The organism is Fundidesulfovibrio magnetotacticus, assembly GCF_013019105.1.
In the GTDB taxonomy this organism is placed as follows: domain Bacteria; phylum Desulfobacterota; class Desulfovibrionia; order Desulfovibrionales; family Desulfovibrionaceae; genus Fundidesulfovibrio; species Fundidesulfovibrio magnetotacticus.
On record NZ_BLTE01000001.1, the window covers coordinates 205972 to 223153 of the forward strand.

A 17182-nucleotide genomic window follows, 5' to 3' on the forward strand; every position below is an offset into this window, starting at 1 on the left:
GCGCGGCCATGTGCTAGTGCCTCTGCGCCTCGGGCGAGCCCAGGAAAACGCCCGCCTTGAGGTCCGGGGCCGCGTCCCGCAGGGCCTGGGCCGTATCCGGCGACGGCGTGCGCCCCATGACGGCGGCCAGGGTCTGGGCGTCCAGGGGCTCCAGGGCGCGCCACGTCCCGGGCGACCAGCAGGGCAAGCCCCCCTGCCCCGCCTGCACCGCCAGGTTCAGCCGTTTGAGCAGCCCCTCGGCCGTGAGCCAGGCCTCCTGCGCGTCGCGGAAGCCCGACGTGCCCGGAGCGTCGTAGAGGGGCATGTCCAGCCATTCCAGGTGTTCGGCCAGGCTGCGCGTCTCGACCACGGGGCGCGAGGCGGCCCGCGCCACCGAGACCAGCCAGCGCTCGGGGTTCTTGAATTTGGTCCCCGCGAAACGCGCGTCCGCGAATTCCGGCGAGGCGAAGAGCGCCCCCAGCACGACGCGCAGGTCGCCTCCGCTGTCCAGCCAGGCCTTGGCAAGGCGCTCCTCCAGTTCCCGGGGAGGCGCGTCGGCCACGAAGAACCGCGCCAGCTTGCCCGCCAGGCTGCGGGCCGTCTCGGGTCGGGCGGCCAGAAGCTTCAAGGCCTCCACGCCCTCGGCCACGCCCTGCCCCTTGACGGTCTGGCCCAGGAAGGGCTTGTCGCGCATGTCGTGGCGGCGCTCGTCGAAGGTGAAGCCGCCGCCGTCCTGGGGGGTGCGCGGAGAGCCGACGGTCCATCCGGCCAGGATGAGCGCCAGGGATTGCACGTCCTGGGCCTTCGGCTTGGCGTCGGCCCCCATGGTGTGGCTCGAGAGCAGCTCCCTGGCGTGCAGTTCCGCCAGGGGACGCTGTAGGGCCTTGCCAGCCGGGCTCTCCGGCGAGGCCGAGAGCCAGTTCTCCAGGTGGATGAGCATGGCCGGGTGGCGCGTGGCCGCCAGGAGCATGTCTTCGAAGCGGCCCAGGACGTGGGGCCGTACGGCCTCGCGCTCGAAGCTGCCCACCCAGAGGTGGGCCAGCCCCTTGGAGGCGGGCACGTTGAAATGGTTGCACCAGAAGCCCACGAGCAGCTCCTCCAGCTGGCGCGGCGAGAGGATGGCCCGCCACAGCCTGGCCTCGGCGGCCTCGTTCTGGATCACGGCGGCCTTTTCCTTGGCCTGGTTGATCTCGTCCAGGGTGGGCGTCTTGCGCGGGCCTCCCGGAGGCTTGGGGCCGTAGGCGCGAAAGAGCGCCACGGTGTCCATGGACTGGGTGGGCAGGGCGGCCAGGCGATCGGTGAGCGCGCGCGGCAGGGCCATCTTCTCCGGGGCCAGCTGCTCCTCCACGTAGACCTGCCAGCCCATGGCGCGCACGCGCTCGATCTCGCCGGGATAGGGGCCGAAGGAGAGGCGGTCCAGCACATGCACTGCCATGGCCTCCTGGCTCAGGGGCTCGGCCCCGGCCGGAGCCGCTGGGCATAACGCCAGCGCGAGGACGAAGCACAGGACGGCGCGGCGTGGGAACATGAACCGATGATAGCGCCAGGCCTGGCAAATTTCAAACCGTTTCCCTGGTGCGGCGGACCGTATCCGTGTTATGCTCCGTGCCAGGAGGTCGCCATGAAGCCAACCATCCCGACGATCCTGTTTCTGGCCCTGGCCATGGCCGCGCCCGATGCGTCCATGGCCAAGAAGAAGGACGCGCCTCCCCAGGGCTACGACCAGTACGGCCCTCCTGGGCAGGGCAAGTCCGGCGGACCGCCCCCCTGGGCGCCGGCCCACGGCTACCGGGCCAAGCAGCGCTACCGCTACTACCCGGCCCAGAACCTCTACATGGACCCGGCCTCGGGCCTCTACTACTTCTTCCAGGGAGGCCACTGGCGGCAGGGGGGCCTGCCGCCTGGGCTGCCCCCCGGCGCCCTGGGCAAATACAGGGAGTTCGACGGCGAGCCCGGCCAGCCATGGAAGGACAACCCTTACGTCAAGGGGAACAAGAAGAAGAACAACTAGCCGGTCAGCCGGTTCCTCCGGAAAAGCGCCCCGGCGTCACAGGTCCGTAACGGCCTGGGCCTAGCGTCGACCAAGCGTCACACGCCGGAGGAACCATGCCGAACCAAAGCGCCGCGCTCCTGGGAGCCGCCGTGCGCCAGCATCCGACCCTAAGCCGCCAGGGCCTGCTGGAACGTCTTTTTTGCTGGTGGTTTTCGGGGATGGTCTACAACCAGATATGGGAAGACCCCCGCGTGGACCTGGAAGCCCTGGAGATCGGCCCGGAGCACGACGTGCTCTCCATCGCCTCCGGCGGCTGCAACGTCTGCCACTACCTGCTGGCCGGGGCGCGCTCCGTCACGGCCGTGGACCTCAACGCCCACCACGTGCACCTGAGCCGCCTCAAGCTGGAGGCCGCCCGGCGCCTCCCCGGCCACGAGGCTTTCTTCCGCTTCTTCGGCCTGGGCGGACACCCGGACAACCCGCGCGCCTACCGAGAGCACATCGAACCCGCCCTGCCTCCGGAAACGGCCCGCTACTGGTCCACGCGCCCGAACCCTCTGGCCGGACCGCGCATCGCCATGTTCCGCGACAACCTCTACGACCGCTCCCGCACCGGCCGCTTCCTGGGCCTCCTGCGCGCCCTGTGCCGTCTCGCGGGGCGCGACCCCGCGCGCATCCTGAAGGCCGCCACTCTGGAGGAACAGCGCGAGGCCTATCGCCGCGAACTGGAGCCCCTCTTCGAGAGCCTGCCCGTGCGGCTGCTCTCCCGCTGCTCCCCGGCGCTCTTCAGCCTGGGCGTGCCGCCCCAGCAGCTGCGCGCCCTGGACGGAGAGTGCCCCGGCGGCCTCCTGGACGAATACCGCCGCCGCGTGGAGCGCCTGGCCTGCGCCTTCCCGGTGGCCGACAACCCCTTCGCCTGGCAGGCCTTCTCCAGGCGCTACGACACCGCGCGCCGTAAGGCCCTGCCGGACTACCTGCGCCCCGAACGCTTCAGCGAACTCCAGGAGCAGGCCCCCCGCGCCCGCGTGTTCCACGACAGCCTCCAGGCCCGCCTGGAGCGCACCCCCGCCCGCTCCCTGGACCGCTACGCGCTCCTGGACGCCCAGGACTGGATGACCCCCGAGGCGCTGCGCCGCCTCTGGACGCAGATCGCACGCACGGCGCGGCCCGGCGCGAGGGTGGTCTTCCGCACCGGGGCCTGGGACTCGCCCCTGGAGGCGGCCCTTCCCCCCTCCCTGTCGCGGCGGTTCCGGCACGAACGGGAGCGCTCCAGGGAGCTGGGGGCCAAAGAACGCTGCGCCATCTACGGGGCGGTCCATCTCTACGTGATGGAGGGATGAGCCATGGAACAGACACGGCGCATGGACGCTCTCTACGGCTTCCAGCGGCATATTTACGACGCCACGCGCCGCTTTTACCTGCTGGGGCGCGACAGGCTCCTGGAGGACCTGCGCGTGCCCAGGGGCGGCAGCGTGCTGGAGATGGGCTGCGGCACGGGGCGCAACCTGGCGGCCCTGGCGCGCCTGCGCCCGGACCTGAAGCTCTGCGGACTGGACGTTTCGGGCAAGATGCTCGAAACCGCCGGGCGCACCCTGCGCGGCACCGGCGCGTCCCTGGCCCTGCGCCCGGCCGAATCGCCGGACTGCCTGTGCGCGTTCGGCAGGGAGCGCTTCGACGCGGTGTTCTACTCCTACTGCCTCTCCATGATCCCGGAGTGGGAACAGGCCCTGGACGCCGGCTGGGACGCCGTGGCCCCGGGCGGCACGCTGGCCGTGGTTGATTTCTGGGGCCAGGGCGGCCTGCCGGACTGGCTGGAGGCGCTCCACGCGCGCTGGCTGGCGCTCTTCGGGGTGCACCCCCGGGCCGGGCTCCTGCCCCGCCTGCGCGCCATGGAGCGCGCCTCCGGGGCGCGCCTCACCGTGGACCGCGTGCGCGGCGGCTACGCCTGCCTGGCCTGGCTGGAAAAACCCGCCTGACCCCCTCTAGGTCCGCACCATCTCGCCCGTGATCGGGCAGGCCGGAGACCCCTTCTTGCTCATGGGCGAGATGGCGAACTGCCCCGTTGATTCCAACACGGCCCGCCAGTAGTCCGAGGTGAGGTCCAATTTCTTGCGCCTGCGCGTCACCAAATCGAAGGGCAGGTGCACGAAGCGTCCGTAGACCTTGCTGACCACCATGCCCGTCTTTCCCGCCATGGCCGCGTGCACGGCGAACTGGCCCAGGAAGCCGCAGTAGACGCGGTCGTTGGCGTTGGCGGGCACGGAACGGATGATGTAGCTGGGGTCGATGTACTTGATGGTGTGGGGCATGCCGCGCTCGCCCAGGTAGGCCCCGATCTCGCTGGTGAGGAGCTTGGCCACGTCGCCCAGCACAAGGTTGCCCGAGGCGTCGGTCTGTCCGCTCTGGCGCAGCAGGTGCTGTCCCGCGCCCTCGGCCACCACGATGACGGCGTGGCGGCGGTCGGCCAGGCGGCGCTCCAGGGCCGGAAGCAGGCCGTGCTCGCCATGCAGCTCGAAGGGGTCCTCGGGCACGAGGACGTAGTTGACCTCCTTGAGGGCCAGGGTGGCCTGGGCCGCGATGAACCCGGACTCGCGCCCCATGAGCTTCACCAGGCCGATGCCGTTCTTGGCCCCGATGGCCTCGGTGTGGGCGCAGCGGATGGCCTCGGTGGCCTTCTCCACGGCCGTGTCGAAGCCGAAGGACTGGGTGACCAGGGAGATGTCGTTGTCGATGGTCTTGGGCACGCCGATGACGGAGATCCTGGTCCCGCGCCGCGTGACCTCCTCGTAGATCTTTCTGGCGGCCTTGAGGGTGCCGTCGCCTCCGATGACGAAGAGCACGCCGATGTTGGAGCGCTCCAGGGCGTCCACGATGTCCTCTGGCTTCTGGGGCCCGCGCGAGGAACCCAGGATGGTGCCGCCGAACTCGTGGATGTTTGAGACGTTGCGGTGGTCCAGCTCCATGATCTGGTGGCCGTACTCTGGGATGAAGCCCTGCAGTCCGTAGCGGATGCCCAGGGTGGCGGCCACGTTGTAGTTGTGGCGCGCCTCCATCACGATGGCCCGGATCACGTCGTTGATGCCCGGGCACAGGCCGCCGCAGGTGACGATGGCCGCCTTCACCTTGGAGGAATCGAAATAGATGGTGTCGCGCGGCCCGGCGGGCTCGAAGAGCACATCTGATTCCTGGGAGCCGTCGTCCAGGTCCTCGGGGGAGAGGCGGATGGGCACGCGCTGCTCGTCGGAGACGAAGTGGCAGTAGGTCAGGGGCGATTCCACCTTGGCCGGCCCCAGGACGGGGATGCGGGTGTCGAGGCCTTTGGGTTTGGCGCGGCTGGGCATGGGTCCTCCGGTGGTTGGTCCTGCTTGAGGGCTTCCTACCCCATCGCGGAGGAAAATGAAATGCCGCCCCGGCGGGACGGCTCTCGCGCGAGCCTTCCGCCGGGCACGGCGTCTACAAAATTGTCTGAATGCCGCTATTATTGTCAGTATGTTTCATTTTCGTCATAACCCAGGGACCTTTTCAGATGGCCCCGCACATGCGGCGGTAGTTGTCGCACTCGGCCTTGCTGGAGAACGGGCAGGGCTCCTTGGAGAACCACTTGCGCCCGGGACACCAGAAGGACCCCTTGAAGGGCTCGTTGCAGCCCCTGGCCGTGATCATCTCGCGCGACCGGGATCCGAAGCTGATCCGGCCCTTTGCGCTGGAAACGCTCCACACCGGCGACATGTTCATACCCTCCGTTTTCAGGAGGATTATTTGCATATTCCGGGCCACCCTTCCGGACTGGCGCGACGCGCCAAAAGACGATAGACCCTCCAGGCCGAGACGGGGCGATCCGCGCCCCCTCAAGCATCCTTTGGAGGTCCCCGTGGGCTTGCTTTCGACCAGCGGCAGCTTCACCCGCTACGCCGTGGTGGAGGAAATGACCGGCCAACTGGCGGCCCAGCTCCCCGAGCTGCTGGCCAGGTATTCCTTCCGCGACATCGACGACACCAGCGACGAGCGCAGCTACGGCTGGGTCTGCCTGGAAGACTGGCTGGACCCCTTCTGGCGCGCCGCGCCCCCGGAAAAGGCCCACTTCCTGGCCTTCTCCCTGCGGCTCGACACCCGCCGCGTGCCCCCGGCCGTGTTCAAGAAGCACTTCCAGCTGGCCCTCAAGGCCGAGAAGGAAGCCATGAAGGAAACGGGCAAGACCTTCATCACCAAGGACCGCAAGCAGGAGCTCAAGGACCAGGTGGCCTTGAAGCTGCGCGCCCGCTTCCTGCCCATCCCGGCCGTTTTCGACGCCGTGTGGAACCTGCGCTCCAACCGCGTCTACCTGGCCACCACCAACTCCAAGGTGAAGACCCTCTTCGAAGACTACTTCAAGTTAAGCTTCAACCTCACCCTGGAGCCCCTGGACCCCTATTTCCTTGCCCGGCGTCTCGCGGACGCGTCCCGCCACGCCATGATCGACGAACTCGAACAGAGCCCCTTCGCGGGCCGGTAGGAGCAGCGCCATGGATCTCATCAAGGCCGCACTCCAGGCCCCGGTGGTCGGGCAGGATTTCCTCACGTGGCTGTGGTTCCGCTCGGAAAAGAACGGCTGGAACTTCACGCTCAAGGACGGCGGGGAGTTGAACGTCTTCCTGGAGCAGCGCCTCTCGGTGCGCGGCGGCTCGGGGGAGAACGTGGAGAAGGCGGTGGTCACGGGGCCGCACGCGGAATTCACCGAGGCCAAGCTCGGCCTGCGCAACGGCAAGCTGGTGGACAAGTCCCTTCTGCGCTTCGAGCGCGACGGCAACACCTGGATGGTGCTCCTGGACGCGGACTCGTTCTCGCTCTCCGGGCTCAAGACCCCCAAGATCGAGACCCGCCTCGAAGACGGCGACGACCCCGACGCAGCCTTCCTGGAGAAGATGATGCTCGTGGAGCAGTGCATGGACTACGTGGACGAACTCTTCACGCAGTTCCTCAAGGTCCGCCTCTCCCCCGACTGGAACGACGAACTGCGCGCGTTCCGGGAGTGGCTGGAGGAGAAGTAGCACCTCCCTTCGCGCTCCCGGGGCCGCCCCCGCCCTACTCCTCGCGCAGGTACGGCGCGGCCTTCTGGGAGAGCACCCGCCACATCCCGGCCAGGGACATCGCCAGCGTCAGCGCCATGGCCGTTCCCAGCACGCCCAGCACGGGCCCCGCGAAGAAGCTCCACTCCACCTGCAGGTAGCTCGTGATGAAAAACCACGAGAGCCCGGACCCCAGAGCCAGCGCGGCCAGGCCCGCCGCCAGCCCAGCCAGGCCGTGCTCCACCAGCATGATGCCCATCACGTCGCGACGCCCGGCCCCGCACACCTTGAACACCACCGTCTCGTAGACGCGGCGCGCCATGGCCGCGCGTAGGCTCTGCGAGAGCACCAGGAGCCCCGCCAGGAGCGTCACCGCCGCCGAGGCCCGCACCGCCAGCGCGATCTGCCCCGCCAGCCGCCCCACGTCCGCCAGGGCCTCGTCCACGCGCTGGATGCTCACGTTGCCCATGCGCGAACTCACGCCCTGATAGACCTTCGAATACGCCTCGGGACGCGCCGGGTCCACGTAGGCCGTGGCCAGGTAGCTCAGCGGGGCCTGGTCGATCACCCCGGGCGAGAGCACGAACACGTGGTTGAGCGAAAGCGAGAGCCAGTTGATGCGCCGCAGGCTCGCCACCTTCAGCTCCACCTCGCGCCCCAGCACGCTCACGCTCACCGTGTCGCCCACGCGAAGCCCCAGCCCCTTGGCCACCTCCTCGTCCAGGGAGACCAGCGGTTCGCCCGCGTAGTCGGCGGGCCACCACGCCCCGGCCGTGAGCCGCGCATCCGGGGGCATCTCCCGGGAGTAGCTCAGGCTTCTGTCTCCGCGCACGGCCCAGGCCACGTTCTCGGCCACATCCAACTGTTCCACCGGCACGCCCTTCACCCGCACGATGCGCCCGCGCAGCGAGGGGGCCACGTCCACGCGGGTCACGCCCGGCACGCCGCGCACGATGCCCTCGAACTCCTCCAGTTGGTAGGGCTGCACGTCCAGAAAGAAAAAGGCCGGGGCCTGGGCGGGCAGCTCGCTTTTCATGGCGTGCTGGAAGTTGGCGTCTGACAGCGACACCGCGCACAGCGCCGTGAGCCCCAGGCCCAGGCAGGCCACCACCGCCCCCGTCGGATTGCCCGGGCGGTGCAACCCGCGCAGGGCCAGGGCCACGCGCGGGTCGCGCGGTTCGGGCAGGGCGCGCGCCAGGAGCGTCAGGAGCTTCGCCAGCAGCCAGAAGGCCACGGCGCAGGCCGCGCAGGCCCCCAGGAACCCCCAACCCAGACGCGGGTCCGGCGAACTGGCCAGCACCAGCCAGCTCAGTGCCGCGGCAAGGAGCCCCGAAGCCGCCACGGCCCCCCCCGTGGGACGGGCCTTCTCCGGGGCCACGTAGCCCCGGAAGAGCGTGAGCGGCGAGACACGCAACCGCGACGACAACGGCGGCAGCGCGAAGGCCACCGCCGTGATGAGCCCGAAGAGCCCAGCCAGGCCCAGGGCGCGCGGATAGAGCCCCGGCTTGGGCTCCACCGGCAGCACGCTCCCAAGGAGCGGAGCGGCCAGCCAGCCCACGGCTGCACCGACGGCCAGGCCAAGGCCGATCCCGGCCAGGGCCAGGGCCAGCACCTGGGGGAAGAACGTCCAGAACACCAGCCGCCGGGGCGAGCCCAGGGCCTTCAGGGTGGCGATGGTCCGGGTCTTGCCCTCCAGGTAGCCCGCCACGCCCTCCGAGACGCCCAGCCCCCCCAGGAGCAGGGCCGACAGGCCCACCAGGGCCATGAGCCCGCCCAGCCTGCCGAAACCGTCGCGGATGCTGGGCGCGGCCTCCGAGGCCGTGCGCACCCGAACGCCCGGGTCCGCGAAGGACTCCTTGAGCTCCCGGGCCGTCTCGGCCGCGTCCGCCCCGGAGGGCAGCAGCAGCCGGTACTCGTGGCGCACCATGGAGCCCGGCCGCGCCAGGCCCGTGCGCTCCATGCCCTCCACCGAGAGCAGAAGCCTCGGCCCGAAGGCCAGCAGGCGCATGGCCCGGTCCGGCTCGCTCCGAAGCACGGCGCGCACCTGGAAGCGGGCGTCGCCCACCTCGATGAAATCGCCAACGCGCACGCCCAGGCGCTCCAGCAGGTCCGGATGGACCACCGTGCCGTGCACGCCGTCACGCTCTGCCAGGGCCTCGTCCCGCTCCAGGGCCGGGTCGGTCTCCAGCGTCCCCAGAAGCGGCCAGGCCCCGTCCACGGCCTTGGCCGAGACGAGCGCCCGCCTGCCCTCCCCCTCGCCGTAGGCCATGGCCCGCATCTCCAGCACGCGCCCCACGCGGCCACGCGCCGCCAGGCGCGCCAGGTCCGCGTCGGCAAGGGGGGCGTTGGAGAGGCTCACCTCCACGTCGCCGCCCATCAACTGGGCCGCCTGCTCCGACACCGAGGCCCGAAACGCCTCCGACAGCGTGCCCACCAGGGCGATGGCCGCCACGCCCAGGCCCAGGCAGCCCAGAAACGTCCAAAGCCCGCGAACCCCGCCGCGCAGTTCGCGGCGGGCCAGGACGAGGGGGAGTGGAAGAGAAAAAGGCATAAAGAGCCTCCGGGGCCAGGGATGAAACATTCTATGCAAGTCTCCTCTCTGGCCTCTCCTTCAACAGCTTGTAACGAGCTTATCGTGGCGATTCGTGAACATCGCCGATGCTGACGCTAGAATCCAGACTTGCACTCGTAGAGTTCGTTGTTGCAGTTGGCCACGCAGGCTGCGCGGCGGTTCGGATCGCGGATGGTGTTGCAGTATGTGGCGCAACTGTTCCACTGGTTGTTGCACGCCACGCGCGCCCTGCGCGCGAACGATTCGTAGCTTTCGCCCGGACGCGGCGTGAGGGCTTGGCCGCCGAAATAGCGCTGGGTGCGGTAGCGCCACTGGTCGTCGTACCATTCCTGGTATTCTCGGGCGCGGCGGCGCTCCTCGCGCCGGATGTCGCGTTCGCGCTCGCGCTCGTGGTAGTATCCATGGGGCGGCGGGGGGGCATAGGGGCCGTACTGGGCCACCTGATCCCAGGCCAGAACACGGCCCGGCGCGGCGAACACGAGGCAAAGGCCTATCGCGGCGAATGCTGTTTTCAATTGCATGACGTCCTCCAGGATGCTCGGTAAACCGGCAAGCAGCCTCCCCCACCACGCTTCCCCGGAGATGTCAACGTCGCGCTTGACGCGCCGCCCACTCCCGGCACAAAAGAATCCCACGCCATCTCATCAAGGAGCCCCCAATGGCCCCCCGCCCCGACAAGCCGTCCGTGGTCCACTTCGCCAGCCTGCGCGCACGAGGCCCCAAGGAGAACAAGATCGCCCGCCTTGCCAGGCTCTTCGACCTCGCCGGGTTCAAAAAACTGGCCGCGCGCCAGGCCCTGGCCGCCGTGAAGGTCCATTTCGGGGAACTGGGCAACGACACCTTCGTGAGCCCCGTGCTCATCCGCCCCCTGGTGGAGAAGCTGCGCCAGTACGGCGCGAACCCCTTCCTCACCGACACCGCCACACTCTATTCCGGCTCGCGCCACAACGCCGTGGACCACCTGCGCACCGCGACGCTCCACGGCTTCACCCCCGAGACTGCGGGCGCGCCCGTGCTCATGGCCGACGGGCTGCGCGGCAACGACTGGCGCGAGGTGTCCATCCGCCGCAAGCATTTCCAGTCCGTGAAGATCGCCTCCGGCATCCTCGACGCCGATTCGCTTCTGGCCGTGAGCCATTTCAAGGGCCACGAAATGGCGGGTTTCGGCGGGGCCGTGAAGAACCTGGCCATGGGCTGCTCGCCCCCGGCCGGCAAGCGCGACCAGCACTCCCCCCGTTTCCAGGTGAACCGCGAAGCCTGCATCGGCTGCGGCCACTGCCTCAAGGTCTGCCCCGAGGGCGCGGTGACCCTCGCCGACCAAAAGGCCGCCATCGACAAGAAGGTCTGCGTGGGCTGCGGCGAGTGCCTCACCGTTTGCAAGCCCAAGGCCGTCTCCATGGACTGGGCCACCGAGATCGGCCCCTTCACCGAAAAGATGGTGGAATACGCCCTGGGCGCGGTGAAGAACAAGAAGGGCCGCTGCGGCTACGTCAACTTTCTGGTGAACGTCACCCCGGACTGCGACTGCGCTTCCTGGTCCGACGCGCCCATCGTGCCCGACATCGGCATCCTGGCCTCCAGCGACCCCGTGGCCATCGACAAGGCCTGCCTCGACCTGGTGAACGGCCAGGCCGGGCTGAAGGGCTCCAAGCTCACCTGCAACCTGGCCCCGGGCGAACACAAGTTCCAGGGCCTCTGGCGCCACACCAAGGGCGACCTCCAGCTGACCTACGCCGAGGAGATCGGCCTGGGCACGGCCAACTACGAACTCGTCGAAATCTGAGAACACGGCCTTCGGGCATTCCGAGATCACTCCGGGGCGCGGCGGCCCCGGTCCCCCGCGCGGCGAACGGTCGCCGTCGCGGGGTTCGCGCGCCGAAACACCCATTTCCTACCTCCCAGGGAGATTAAACGACCATGGATCAGCAGACAGCCAACCCCGCACCGGTGGGTCTTCTCGGTTTCGGGATGACCACCATCCTGCTCAACATCCACAACGCCGGATTCTTCCCCATCAGCGCCATGATTCTGGCCATGGGCATCTTCTACGGCGGCATCGCCCAGGTGATCGCGGGCATTCTGGAATACAAGAAGGGCAACACCTTCGCCTACACGGCCTTCACCAGCTACGGCATGTTCTGGCTGACGCTGGTGTTTTTGATCGTGGCCCCCAAGTGGGGCATCACCGGCCCCACGGAGCACGCCTACATGGGCTGGTACCTTTTCGTGTGGGGTCTGTTCACCTTCTTCATGTTCCTGGGCACCAAGGGCAAGAGCCCGGTGCTGCGCTTCATCTTCGGCTCGCTCGTGGTGCTGTTCATGCTGCTGGCCGTGCGCGACTGGTCCGGATCGGCGCTGATCGGCACCATCGCGGGCTGGGAGGGCATCGTCTGCGGGGCCTCGGCCTTCTACCTGGGCGTTGCCGAGGTGCTGGAGGCCGCGCAGGGCCGCAAGGTGCTGCCCTTCTAGGGATTCGGGCCGTGACGAGGGCCGCCCCGGCCCTTTCCGAGTCCCGGAGCACGTCTGTACCGGAAGAACCTCCGCGCTCCGGGGTTCGCGCAGGGCAGGGGCGGTCAATCCGCTCGGCCGGTTGGTTTGACAAGTGGCCTGCGCCTGCCCTCTTCCGGCTCCGGGCCATGGACATATTTGAAGAATATCCATGGCCCGGAGCCGGAAGAGGGCAGGCGCAGACGTGTTCGGTTGGTCGGAGCGCGTCCCGGGACGCCCCGCCGCACACCGACACCTTGCCCGGTGAAGCCCGCGAAGCAACTGCCGGGTCCAGGGGGGGGCTCCCCCCTGGCGGGTGCAGGGCAGCGCCCTGCCGGGGTCCGGGGCGGAGCCCCGGCTGCCGGGGCCTCAGCTTGAAGACAAACCCCGAAGCGGGGTTTGTGGGATACGCTTACGGGCGGCAAAGCCGCAAAGCCGACTTTATCAGCCGCCTAGGCCCCGGCTGCCGGGGCCTCTCGACTCCCGGGCGGGGGCGTGGTAGGGTTTGAAAAAAAGGGGAGTGCTTCAAGGTATTTCTCTTTTTCCGCCCGGTTGTCCTTTGGTGGTCAAAGGCCATTTCCCCCCGGGCGGTTTTTTCCGAACTCCATCCCGCGAGGATCGTGTGGACAAGATACAGGACAAGGCCCTTCAGGTGGCCAAGGAGATCGTGGTGAAGTTCGTGGAGACGGGGCGCATTTCGCCCTCCAACTTCACGGAACATTTCTCTCGCATCTATCTTGAAGTGTTGCGCACCATCACCACGCACGAGCCCTACCCGGGCAAGCCCGGAGAACCGGAATAGCCATGTCGGGCGACCACGGCCGCAAGGTGGCCTCCATGTTCGGGCGCATTGCCGCCTGGTACGATTTTCTCAACCATTTCTTGAGCCTGGGCCTGGACATCCTCTGGCGCGGCCGTCTCGTGGAGCGCATGAACCTGCCCGGAGCGAAGCCCTGCCGCGTGCTGGACCTGGCCGCCGGAACCCTGGACGTTTCGCTGGAGATCGCAGGGCGTCACCCCGGGGCCTTCGTGGCCGCCGCCGACTTCTGCCTGCCCATGCTCGCCAAGGGCCGCACCAAGCTGGAGCGCCCCGGACGCATCGCGCCCGTGCAGGCCGACGGGCGCGCCCTGCCCTTCCGGGACGAAAGCTTCGAAGCCGCGTCCATCGCCTTCGGCATCCGCAACATCATCCCGCGGGCCGAGGCCTACGCGGAGCTATTCCGCGTGCTCAAGCCGGGCGGCAGGCTGTGCATCCTGGAGTTCGGCTCTGGCCGCCAGCCTATCCTGGGCGGGCTCTACAGGCTCTACCTGAACCGGCTGCTGCCCCTGGTGGGCCGGGTTTTCTCGCGCGACGCGGGGGCCTACCGCTACCTGGCGGACACGATCATGGCCTTCCCCGACGCCGACGGACTGGCCGGGGAACTGGCGCGCGCGGGCTTTGCGCGCGTGGAGTGGGAGAAGATGGCGCTGGGGATCGTGGTGGTCCACGTGGCCGTCAAGGACTGACGGAGGGCGAGCCTCAGGGCAGGACGGCGTGGCGCGTCATGAACCAGACCAGAAACAGGCCGACGGCCATGGCCGTCATGCCCATGAAACGCAGGGAGCGAGGCTTCATGGCCGAGAGCTGGCGCAGGACGCCCGGCATCTTTTCCGCGAAGAGGAAATAGGGCATGCCCTCGAAGACCAGGGCAAGGCCCACGGCCAGGAGCAGGAGCTTCCAATCGATGTTCATCGGCACGTGATAGTGCGCGGAGCGGGCCATGTCCAGCCCGCTTGATGCCGGGGGCAAAGTCCGGTAGTGAGCCTGGGCTTCAACGAATCGTCATGGAGACTGCATTGGTAACGTTCGAGCAACTCAAGTCCGGCGAGTCCAGGATCGCCGTGGTGGGCCTGGGCTATGTGGGCCTTCCGCTGGCGGTGGCGCTTGCCGGGCATTTCAAGGTGACGGGCTTCGACATCAGCCCCCGGCGCGTGGAGCGCCTCAAAAGCGGCGTGGACGACACGGGCGAAGTGAGCGCCGCATCCCTGGCCTCGGCCGACGTGCTCTACAGCCACGACCCGGAATGCCTCAAAGGCTGCGGCGTGGTGATCGTCGCGGTGCCCACGCCCATCGACTCCCACCGCAGGCCCGACCTCGCCCCCGTGCGCGGCGCGTCGATCACGGTGGGCAGGCAGCTTTCCCCCGGCAGCGTGGTGGTGTTCGAGTCCACGGTCTATCCGGGGCTCACCGAGGAAATCTGCGTGCCCCTCCTGGAGGAGAACTCCGGCCTGGCCTGCGGACGCGACTTCTTCGTGGGCTACTCCCCCGAGCGCATCAACCCCGGCGACAAGGTGAACACCCTGGAGACCATCGTGAAGGTGGTGGCCGGGCAGACCGACGAGGTGCGCGAACTGCTCTGCAGGCTCTACGGCTCGGTGGTGCGCGCCGGGGTGCATCCTGCCAGCTCCATCAAGGTGGCCGAGGCCGCCAAGGTGATCGAAAACACCCAGCGCGACCTGAACATCGCCCTGATGAACGAGCTGGCCCTCATCTGCGAGAAGGTGGGCATCGACACCCAGGAGGTGCTGGAGGCCGCTGGCTCCAAGTGGAACTTCCTGCCCTTCCGGCCGGGACTGGTGGGCGGCCACTGCATCGGCGTGGACCCCTACTACCTCACCTTCCTAGCCGAGGGCCTGGGCCTGCACCCCCAGGTGATCCTGGCGGGGCGGCGCATCAACGACTCTATGGGCAAGCACGTGGCCGAAGTGTGCATCAAGCGCCTCATCGCCGCCAAGCGGCCCATCTGCGGGTCCACCGTGGGCGTGTGGGGCCTCACCTTCAAGGAGAACGTCCCGGACTTGCGCAACACCAAGGTGGTGGACGTAATCCGTGAACTGGGCGAATACGGCGTGAACGTCCTCGTGCACGACCCCATGGCCGCCCCAGAGGAGGCCATGCACGAATACGGGCTCACCCTCTCGCCCATGGAAGATTTCAAAGGCCTGGAGGCGCTCATCGTGGCGGTGGGGCACCACGCCTACAAAACCATGGATCCGGCACGGATCGCTGGCTGCTTCACCGTCCCCGAGGCCGGGCTTGTCATGGACATCCGGGGAGCGCTGGACAGACAACGGGTGCTGGACGCGGGACTGACCTACTGGAGGCTCTAGCGTGGAACTTCTCCGCCTCGTGTGTTCGGGCGACTGCTGAAGAGGCTTCCTGGAAGCGAGTTCGCTTCTGAAGTCCCTGGAGAGCGGCGCCTGCATCGAGGTGGAGATCGACCCCGCCCAGAGCCGCAAGCTGGAACTGGTGAGCCGCCACCGCATGGCGGATGTGGTCTCTCTGCGTGAACTGGACGGGGGAAGGCTCCTGGCCACGGTGAGGAAGCGTTGAAGTGACCCTTTTGCTGGTCACGGCCACCTGGGCCGAGATGCGCGCGGCCCTGGGGAAGCGGCTGCCGCAGGGGATGCCTCCGTTGCGCCGGGGACGGGCCAGGGCGTGCCTTGCCGGGCGCGAGGCGCTTCTGCTGGTCACGGGCGTGGGGCCGCTCAACGCCGCCCTGGAGGTTGGGGCCGCCCTGGAGGCCGCCCGCGCCGAGGGCCTGGAACTTTCGGGGGCGCTCTGCCTGGGCGTGGCGGGCAGTTTCGACTCGGCGCGCGCCCCCCTGGGGAGCGCGGTGCTGGCCGACGCGGAACTCTACCCGGACTACGGCGTGGCCGGACCCGGCCAGTTGGCGGACGCCAACGACTTCGGCTTCGCCCAGTGGGAGGGGCCGTCGGGGCGCGTGTTCCAGCGCCTCGGGCTGGTTCCCGGGGAGGCTGCCCGGGCCATGGATCTGGCGTTGCCGGACAACTGGCCCCGGGGCCTGTTCGTCACGAGCGCCGCCGTCACGGCGTCGGCCGTCCGGGCCGAGGCCCTGGCCGCCCGGCACGGGGCGCTGGCGGAAAACATGGAGGGCTTCGCCCTGGCTCTGGCCTGCCTCGCGAGAGGCCTGCCTTTTTTGGAGGTCCGGACAATCTCCAACGCAATCGGGGAGCGCGACCGGGCCAATTGGAAACTCCACGAGGCCCTCGCCGGCCTGGAGGCCGCGCTGGACGCCCTTCTGGGCAGCTGACCCCGCAACCGGGTGGAACCCGTTAGATTCAAAGCACATGATGAAAGAATTCGCCGAATATCAGGCCCGGGAACTGCCCCTCATCGAAAGCTGCCTCCGCAGCCGCGTGGAGGCCCTGAGCCCCTACGTGCGGCCCACGGCCCAGCACGTCCTGGACGCCGGAGGCAAGCGGCTGCGCCCGCTGCTCACCATCCTCACGGCCAGGGCGCTCGGCCACGCGGGCGACGACGTGTACCCCCTGGCCTGCTCCCTGGAGCTGTTGCACTCCGCCACCCTGCTCCACGACGACATCCTGGACGGCGCGGAGCTGCGCCGGGGCAAGCCCGCCGCCCACGTGGCCTTCGGCAGCACCCACACCATCCTGGCAGGCGACGCCCTCCTGGCCCTGGCCAACACCATGGTGGCCGCCTACGGACGCCCGGAACTCACCGCCTGCCTCTCCGACGCCATCCTGGCCACCGTCACCGGCGAAATCCAGGAGATCGCCCACATCCGCGACATCGGCCTGGGCTACGACGGTTACATGGAGATCATCACCGGCAAGACCGCCTGCCTCATCCAGTCCGCCTGCCAGGCCGGGGCCATCCTGGCCGGGGCCGGTGAGGAGCAGGTGAAGGCGGCGGGCGACTTCGGGCTCAACCTGGGAGTGGCCTTCCAGCTGGTGGACGACGTGCTGGACTACGCCTCGCCCTCGGCCGTCACGGGCAAGCCCAAGGGAGCGGACATCCGCGAGGGCAAGCTCACCCTGCCGCTCATCTTCTACATCGACCAGCTGCCGCCCGGGCAGAAAGAAAGGTTTACAAAAGCCCTGAAAGAGAACATCCTCCCCGACGATGAGACAGAATCCGCCGTGGCCGCAGTCGTCGCCGGGGGCCACGCGGAGCGTACCAGGGACATGGCTGCGGACTACCTGCTCAAGGCCCGGGACTGCCTGGACTGCTTCCCGGACTCCCCTGAGAAACGGCTGCTGCTCGCCGCCCTGGAGGGCATGGCCCGGCGCGAAAAATAACAC

The 17182-nt window shown here is 68.7% G+C and carries 19 protein-coding genes; 13 read left to right on the plus strand and 6 right to left on the minus strand.

Annotated elements, in window-relative coordinates:
• Positions 1-13: 13 nt before the first annotated feature.
• Positions 14-1414: a DUF1800 domain-containing protein gene (locus NNJEOMEG_RS00985; protein ID WP_173080426.1), complete on the minus strand. Its 1401-nt coding sequence runs from the start codon at positions 1412-1414 to the stop codon at positions 14-16.
• A gap of 186 nt (positions 1415-1600) precedes the next feature.
• Between NNJEOMEG_RS00985 and NNJEOMEG_RS00990 the strand changes: the two genes are divergently transcribed.
• The 3 genes from NNJEOMEG_RS00990 to NNJEOMEG_RS01000 all read left to right on the plus strand — a co-directional run bounded on the left by NNJEOMEG_RS00990 (position 1601) and on the right by NNJEOMEG_RS01000 (position 3948).
• The gene (locus tag NNJEOMEG_RS00990; protein WP_173080428.1) at positions 1601-1990 is read left to right on the plus strand and encodes a hypothetical protein; all 390 of its coding nucleotides are present in this window, start codon (positions 1601-1603) and stop codon (positions 1988-1990) included.
• A gap of 95 nt (positions 1991-2085) precedes the next feature.
• Positions 2086-3312: a BtaA family protein gene (locus NNJEOMEG_RS00995; protein ID WP_173080430.1), complete on the plus strand. Its 1227-nt coding sequence runs from the start codon at positions 2086-2088 to the stop codon at positions 3310-3312.
• A gap of 3 nt (positions 3313-3315) precedes the next feature.
• Positions 3316-3948 carry a class I SAM-dependent methyltransferase gene (locus NNJEOMEG_RS01000; protein ID WP_173080432.1) on the plus strand — a complete coding sequence of 211 codons (633 nt, stop codon included), beginning with the start codon at positions 3316-3318 and terminating at the stop codon, positions 3946-3948.
• A gap of 6 nt (positions 3949-3954) precedes the next feature.
• Here the strand turns inward: NNJEOMEG_RS01000 and NNJEOMEG_RS01005 are convergent, their stop codons facing one another.
• Positions 3955-5313 carry an ATP-dependent 6-phosphofructokinase gene (locus NNJEOMEG_RS01005; RefSeq protein WP_173080434.1) on the minus strand — a complete coding sequence of 453 codons (1359 nt, stop codon included), beginning with the start codon at positions 5311-5313 and terminating at the stop codon, positions 3955-3957.
• Positions 5314-5494: 181 nt separating this feature from the next.
• Complete coding sequence (locus NNJEOMEG_RS01010; RefSeq protein ID WP_173080436.1) at positions 5495-5701, minus strand: hypothetical protein; 207 nt, start codon at positions 5699-5701, stop codon at positions 5495-5497.
• 142 nt (positions 5702-5843) lie between these two features.
• Here NNJEOMEG_RS01010 and NNJEOMEG_RS01015 point away from each other — a divergent pair, with 142 nt between their 5' ends.
• Both NNJEOMEG_RS01015 and NNJEOMEG_RS01020 read left to right on the plus strand, forming a co-directional pair.
• A complete protein-coding gene (locus NNJEOMEG_RS01015) occupies positions 5844-6464 on the plus strand; it encodes a recombination-associated protein RdgC (protein WP_173080438.1) in 621 nt (206 codons plus the stop codon).
• A gap of 10 nt (positions 6465-6474) precedes the next feature.
• Positions 6475-6999 carry a hypothetical protein gene (locus tag NNJEOMEG_RS01020; RefSeq protein ID WP_173080440.1) on the plus strand — a complete coding sequence of 175 codons (525 nt, stop codon included), beginning with the start codon at positions 6475-6477 and terminating at the stop codon, positions 6997-6999.
• 34 nt (positions 7000-7033) lie between these two features.
• On the opposite strand, the gene NNJEOMEG_RS01025 is transcribed toward NNJEOMEG_RS01020, so the two are convergent.
• Positions 7034-9568: an ABC transporter permease gene (locus tag NNJEOMEG_RS01025; RefSeq protein ID WP_173080442.1), complete on the minus strand. Its 2535-nt coding sequence runs from the start codon at positions 9566-9568 to the stop codon at positions 7034-7036.
• Positions 9569-9684: 116 nt separating this feature from the next.
• Complete coding sequence (locus NNJEOMEG_RS01030; RefSeq protein ID WP_173080444.1) at positions 9685-10110, minus strand: hypothetical protein; 426 nt, start codon at positions 10108-10110, stop codon at positions 9685-9687.
• Positions 10111-10247: 137 nt separating this feature from the next.
• Between NNJEOMEG_RS01030 and NNJEOMEG_RS01035 the strand changes: the two genes are divergently transcribed.
• The 4 genes from NNJEOMEG_RS01035 to NNJEOMEG_RS01050 all read left to right on the plus strand — a co-directional run bounded on the left by NNJEOMEG_RS01035 (position 10248) and on the right by NNJEOMEG_RS01050 (position 13582).
• Positions 10248-11372 (plus strand): DUF362 domain-containing protein, encoded by a 1125-nt coding sequence (locus NNJEOMEG_RS01035; protein ID WP_173080446.1) that lies wholly within the window; start codon positions 10248-10250, stop codon positions 11370-11372.
• Between the two features lie 134 nt (positions 11373-11506).
• Complete coding sequence (locus NNJEOMEG_RS01040; RefSeq protein ID WP_173080448.1) at positions 11507-12058, plus strand: acetate uptake transporter; 552 nt, start codon at positions 11507-11509, stop codon at positions 12056-12058.
• 640 nt (positions 12059-12698) lie between these two features.
• A complete protein-coding gene (locus NNJEOMEG_RS01045; RefSeq protein WP_173080451.1) occupies positions 12699-12878 on the plus strand; it encodes a hypothetical protein in 180 nt (59 codons plus the stop codon).
• A 2-nt stretch (positions 12879-12880) separates the two neighbouring features.
• The gene (locus tag NNJEOMEG_RS01050) at positions 12881-13582 is read left to right on the plus strand and encodes a ubiquinone/menaquinone biosynthesis methyltransferase (RefSeq protein ID WP_173080453.1); all 702 of its coding nucleotides are present in this window, start codon (positions 12881-12883) and stop codon (positions 13580-13582) included.
• Between the two features lie 13 nt (positions 13583-13595).
• On the opposite strand, the gene NNJEOMEG_RS01055 is transcribed toward NNJEOMEG_RS01050, so the two are convergent.
• Positions 13596-13808 (minus strand): DUF2065 domain-containing protein, encoded by a 213-nt coding sequence (locus tag NNJEOMEG_RS01055; protein ID WP_173080456.1) that lies wholly within the window; start codon positions 13806-13808, stop codon positions 13596-13598.
• Between the two features lie 92 nt (positions 13809-13900).
• On the opposite strand from NNJEOMEG_RS01055, the gene NNJEOMEG_RS01060 reads away from it, so the two are divergent.
• The 4 genes from NNJEOMEG_RS01060 to NNJEOMEG_RS01070 all read left to right on the plus strand — a co-directional run bounded on the left by NNJEOMEG_RS01060 (position 13901) and on the right by NNJEOMEG_RS01070 (position 17179).
• The gene (locus NNJEOMEG_RS01060; RefSeq protein ID WP_173080458.1) at positions 13901-15226 is read left to right on the plus strand and encodes a nucleotide sugar dehydrogenase; all 1326 of its coding nucleotides are present in this window, start codon (positions 13901-13903) and stop codon (positions 15224-15226) included.
• A gap of 100 nt (positions 15227-15326) precedes the next feature.
• Entirely contained in the window at positions 15327-15449 is a 123-nt protein-coding gene (locus NNJEOMEG_RS20850) for a hypothetical protein (protein ID WP_268885669.1), read from the plus strand.
• 1 nt (position 15450) lies between these two features.
• Positions 15451-16170, plus strand: coding sequence for a futalosine hydrolase (gene mqnB / locus NNJEOMEG_RS01065; RefSeq protein ID WP_173080459.1), 720 nt, complete (start codon positions 15451-15453; stop codon positions 16168-16170).
• 40 nt (positions 16171-16210) lie between these two features.
• Positions 16211-17179 carry a polyprenyl synthetase family protein gene (locus tag NNJEOMEG_RS01070; RefSeq protein ID WP_173081172.1) on the plus strand — a complete coding sequence of 323 codons (969 nt, stop codon included), beginning with the start codon at positions 16211-16213 and terminating at the stop codon, positions 17177-17179.
• Positions 17180-17182 lie beyond the last annotated feature (3 nt).

Excerpts from the sequence above, each read along its gene's own strand:
- NNJEOMEG_RS00985 (WP_173080426.1), bottom strand. The coding sequence starts at position 1,414 with ATGGCAGTGCATGTGCTGGACCGCCTCTCCTTCGGCCCCTATCCCGGC.
- NNJEOMEG_RS00990 (WP_173080428.1), top strand. The coding sequence starts at position 1,601 with ATGAAGCCAACCATCCCGACGATCCTGTTTCTGGCCCTGGCCATGGCC.
- NNJEOMEG_RS00995 (WP_173080430.1), top strand. The coding sequence starts at position 2,086 with ATGCCGAACCAAAGCGCCGCGCTCCTGGGAGCCGCCGTGCGCCAGCAT.
- NNJEOMEG_RS01000 (WP_173080432.1), top strand. The coding sequence starts at position 3,316 with ATGGAACAGACACGGCGCATGGACGCTCTCTACGGCTTCCAGCGGCAT.
- NNJEOMEG_RS01005 (WP_173080434.1), bottom strand. The coding sequence starts at position 5,313 with ATGCCCAGCCGCGCCAAACCCAAAGGCCTCGACACCCGCATCCCCGTC.
- NNJEOMEG_RS01010 (WP_173080436.1), bottom strand. The coding sequence starts at position 5,701 with ATGTCGCCGGTGTGGAGCGTTTCCAGCGCAAAGGGCCGGATCAGCTTC.
- NNJEOMEG_RS01020 (WP_173080440.1), top strand. The coding sequence starts at position 6,475 with ATGGATCTCATCAAGGCCGCACTCCAGGCCCCGGTGGTCGGGCAGGAT.
- NNJEOMEG_RS01025 (WP_173080442.1), bottom strand. The coding sequence starts at position 9,568 with ATGCCTTTTTCTCTTCCACTCCCCCTCGTCCTGGCCCGCCGCGAACTG.
- NNJEOMEG_RS01030 (WP_173080444.1), bottom strand. The coding sequence starts at position 10,110 with ATGCAATTGAAAACAGCATTCGCCGCGATAGGCCTTTGCCTCGTGTTC.
- NNJEOMEG_RS01035 (WP_173080446.1), top strand. The coding sequence starts at position 10,248 with ATGGCCCCCCGCCCCGACAAGCCGTCCGTGGTCCACTTCGCCAGCCTG.
- NNJEOMEG_RS01040 (WP_173080448.1), top strand. The coding sequence starts at position 11,507 with ATGGATCAGCAGACAGCCAACCCCGCACCGGTGGGTCTTCTCGGTTTC.
- NNJEOMEG_RS01050 (WP_173080453.1), top strand. The coding sequence starts at position 12,881 with ATGTCGGGCGACCACGGCCGCAAGGTGGCCTCCATGTTCGGGCGCATT.
- NNJEOMEG_RS01055 (WP_173080456.1), bottom strand. The coding sequence starts at position 13,808 with ATGAACATCGATTGGAAGCTCCTGCTCCTGGCCGTGGGCCTTGCCCTG.
- NNJEOMEG_RS01060 (WP_173080458.1), top strand. The coding sequence starts at position 13,901 with ATGGAGACTGCATTGGTAACGTTCGAGCAACTCAAGTCCGGCGAGTCC.
- NNJEOMEG_RS01070 (WP_173081172.1), top strand. The coding sequence starts at position 16,211 with ATGAAAGAATTCGCCGAATATCAGGCCCGGGAACTGCCCCTCATCGAA.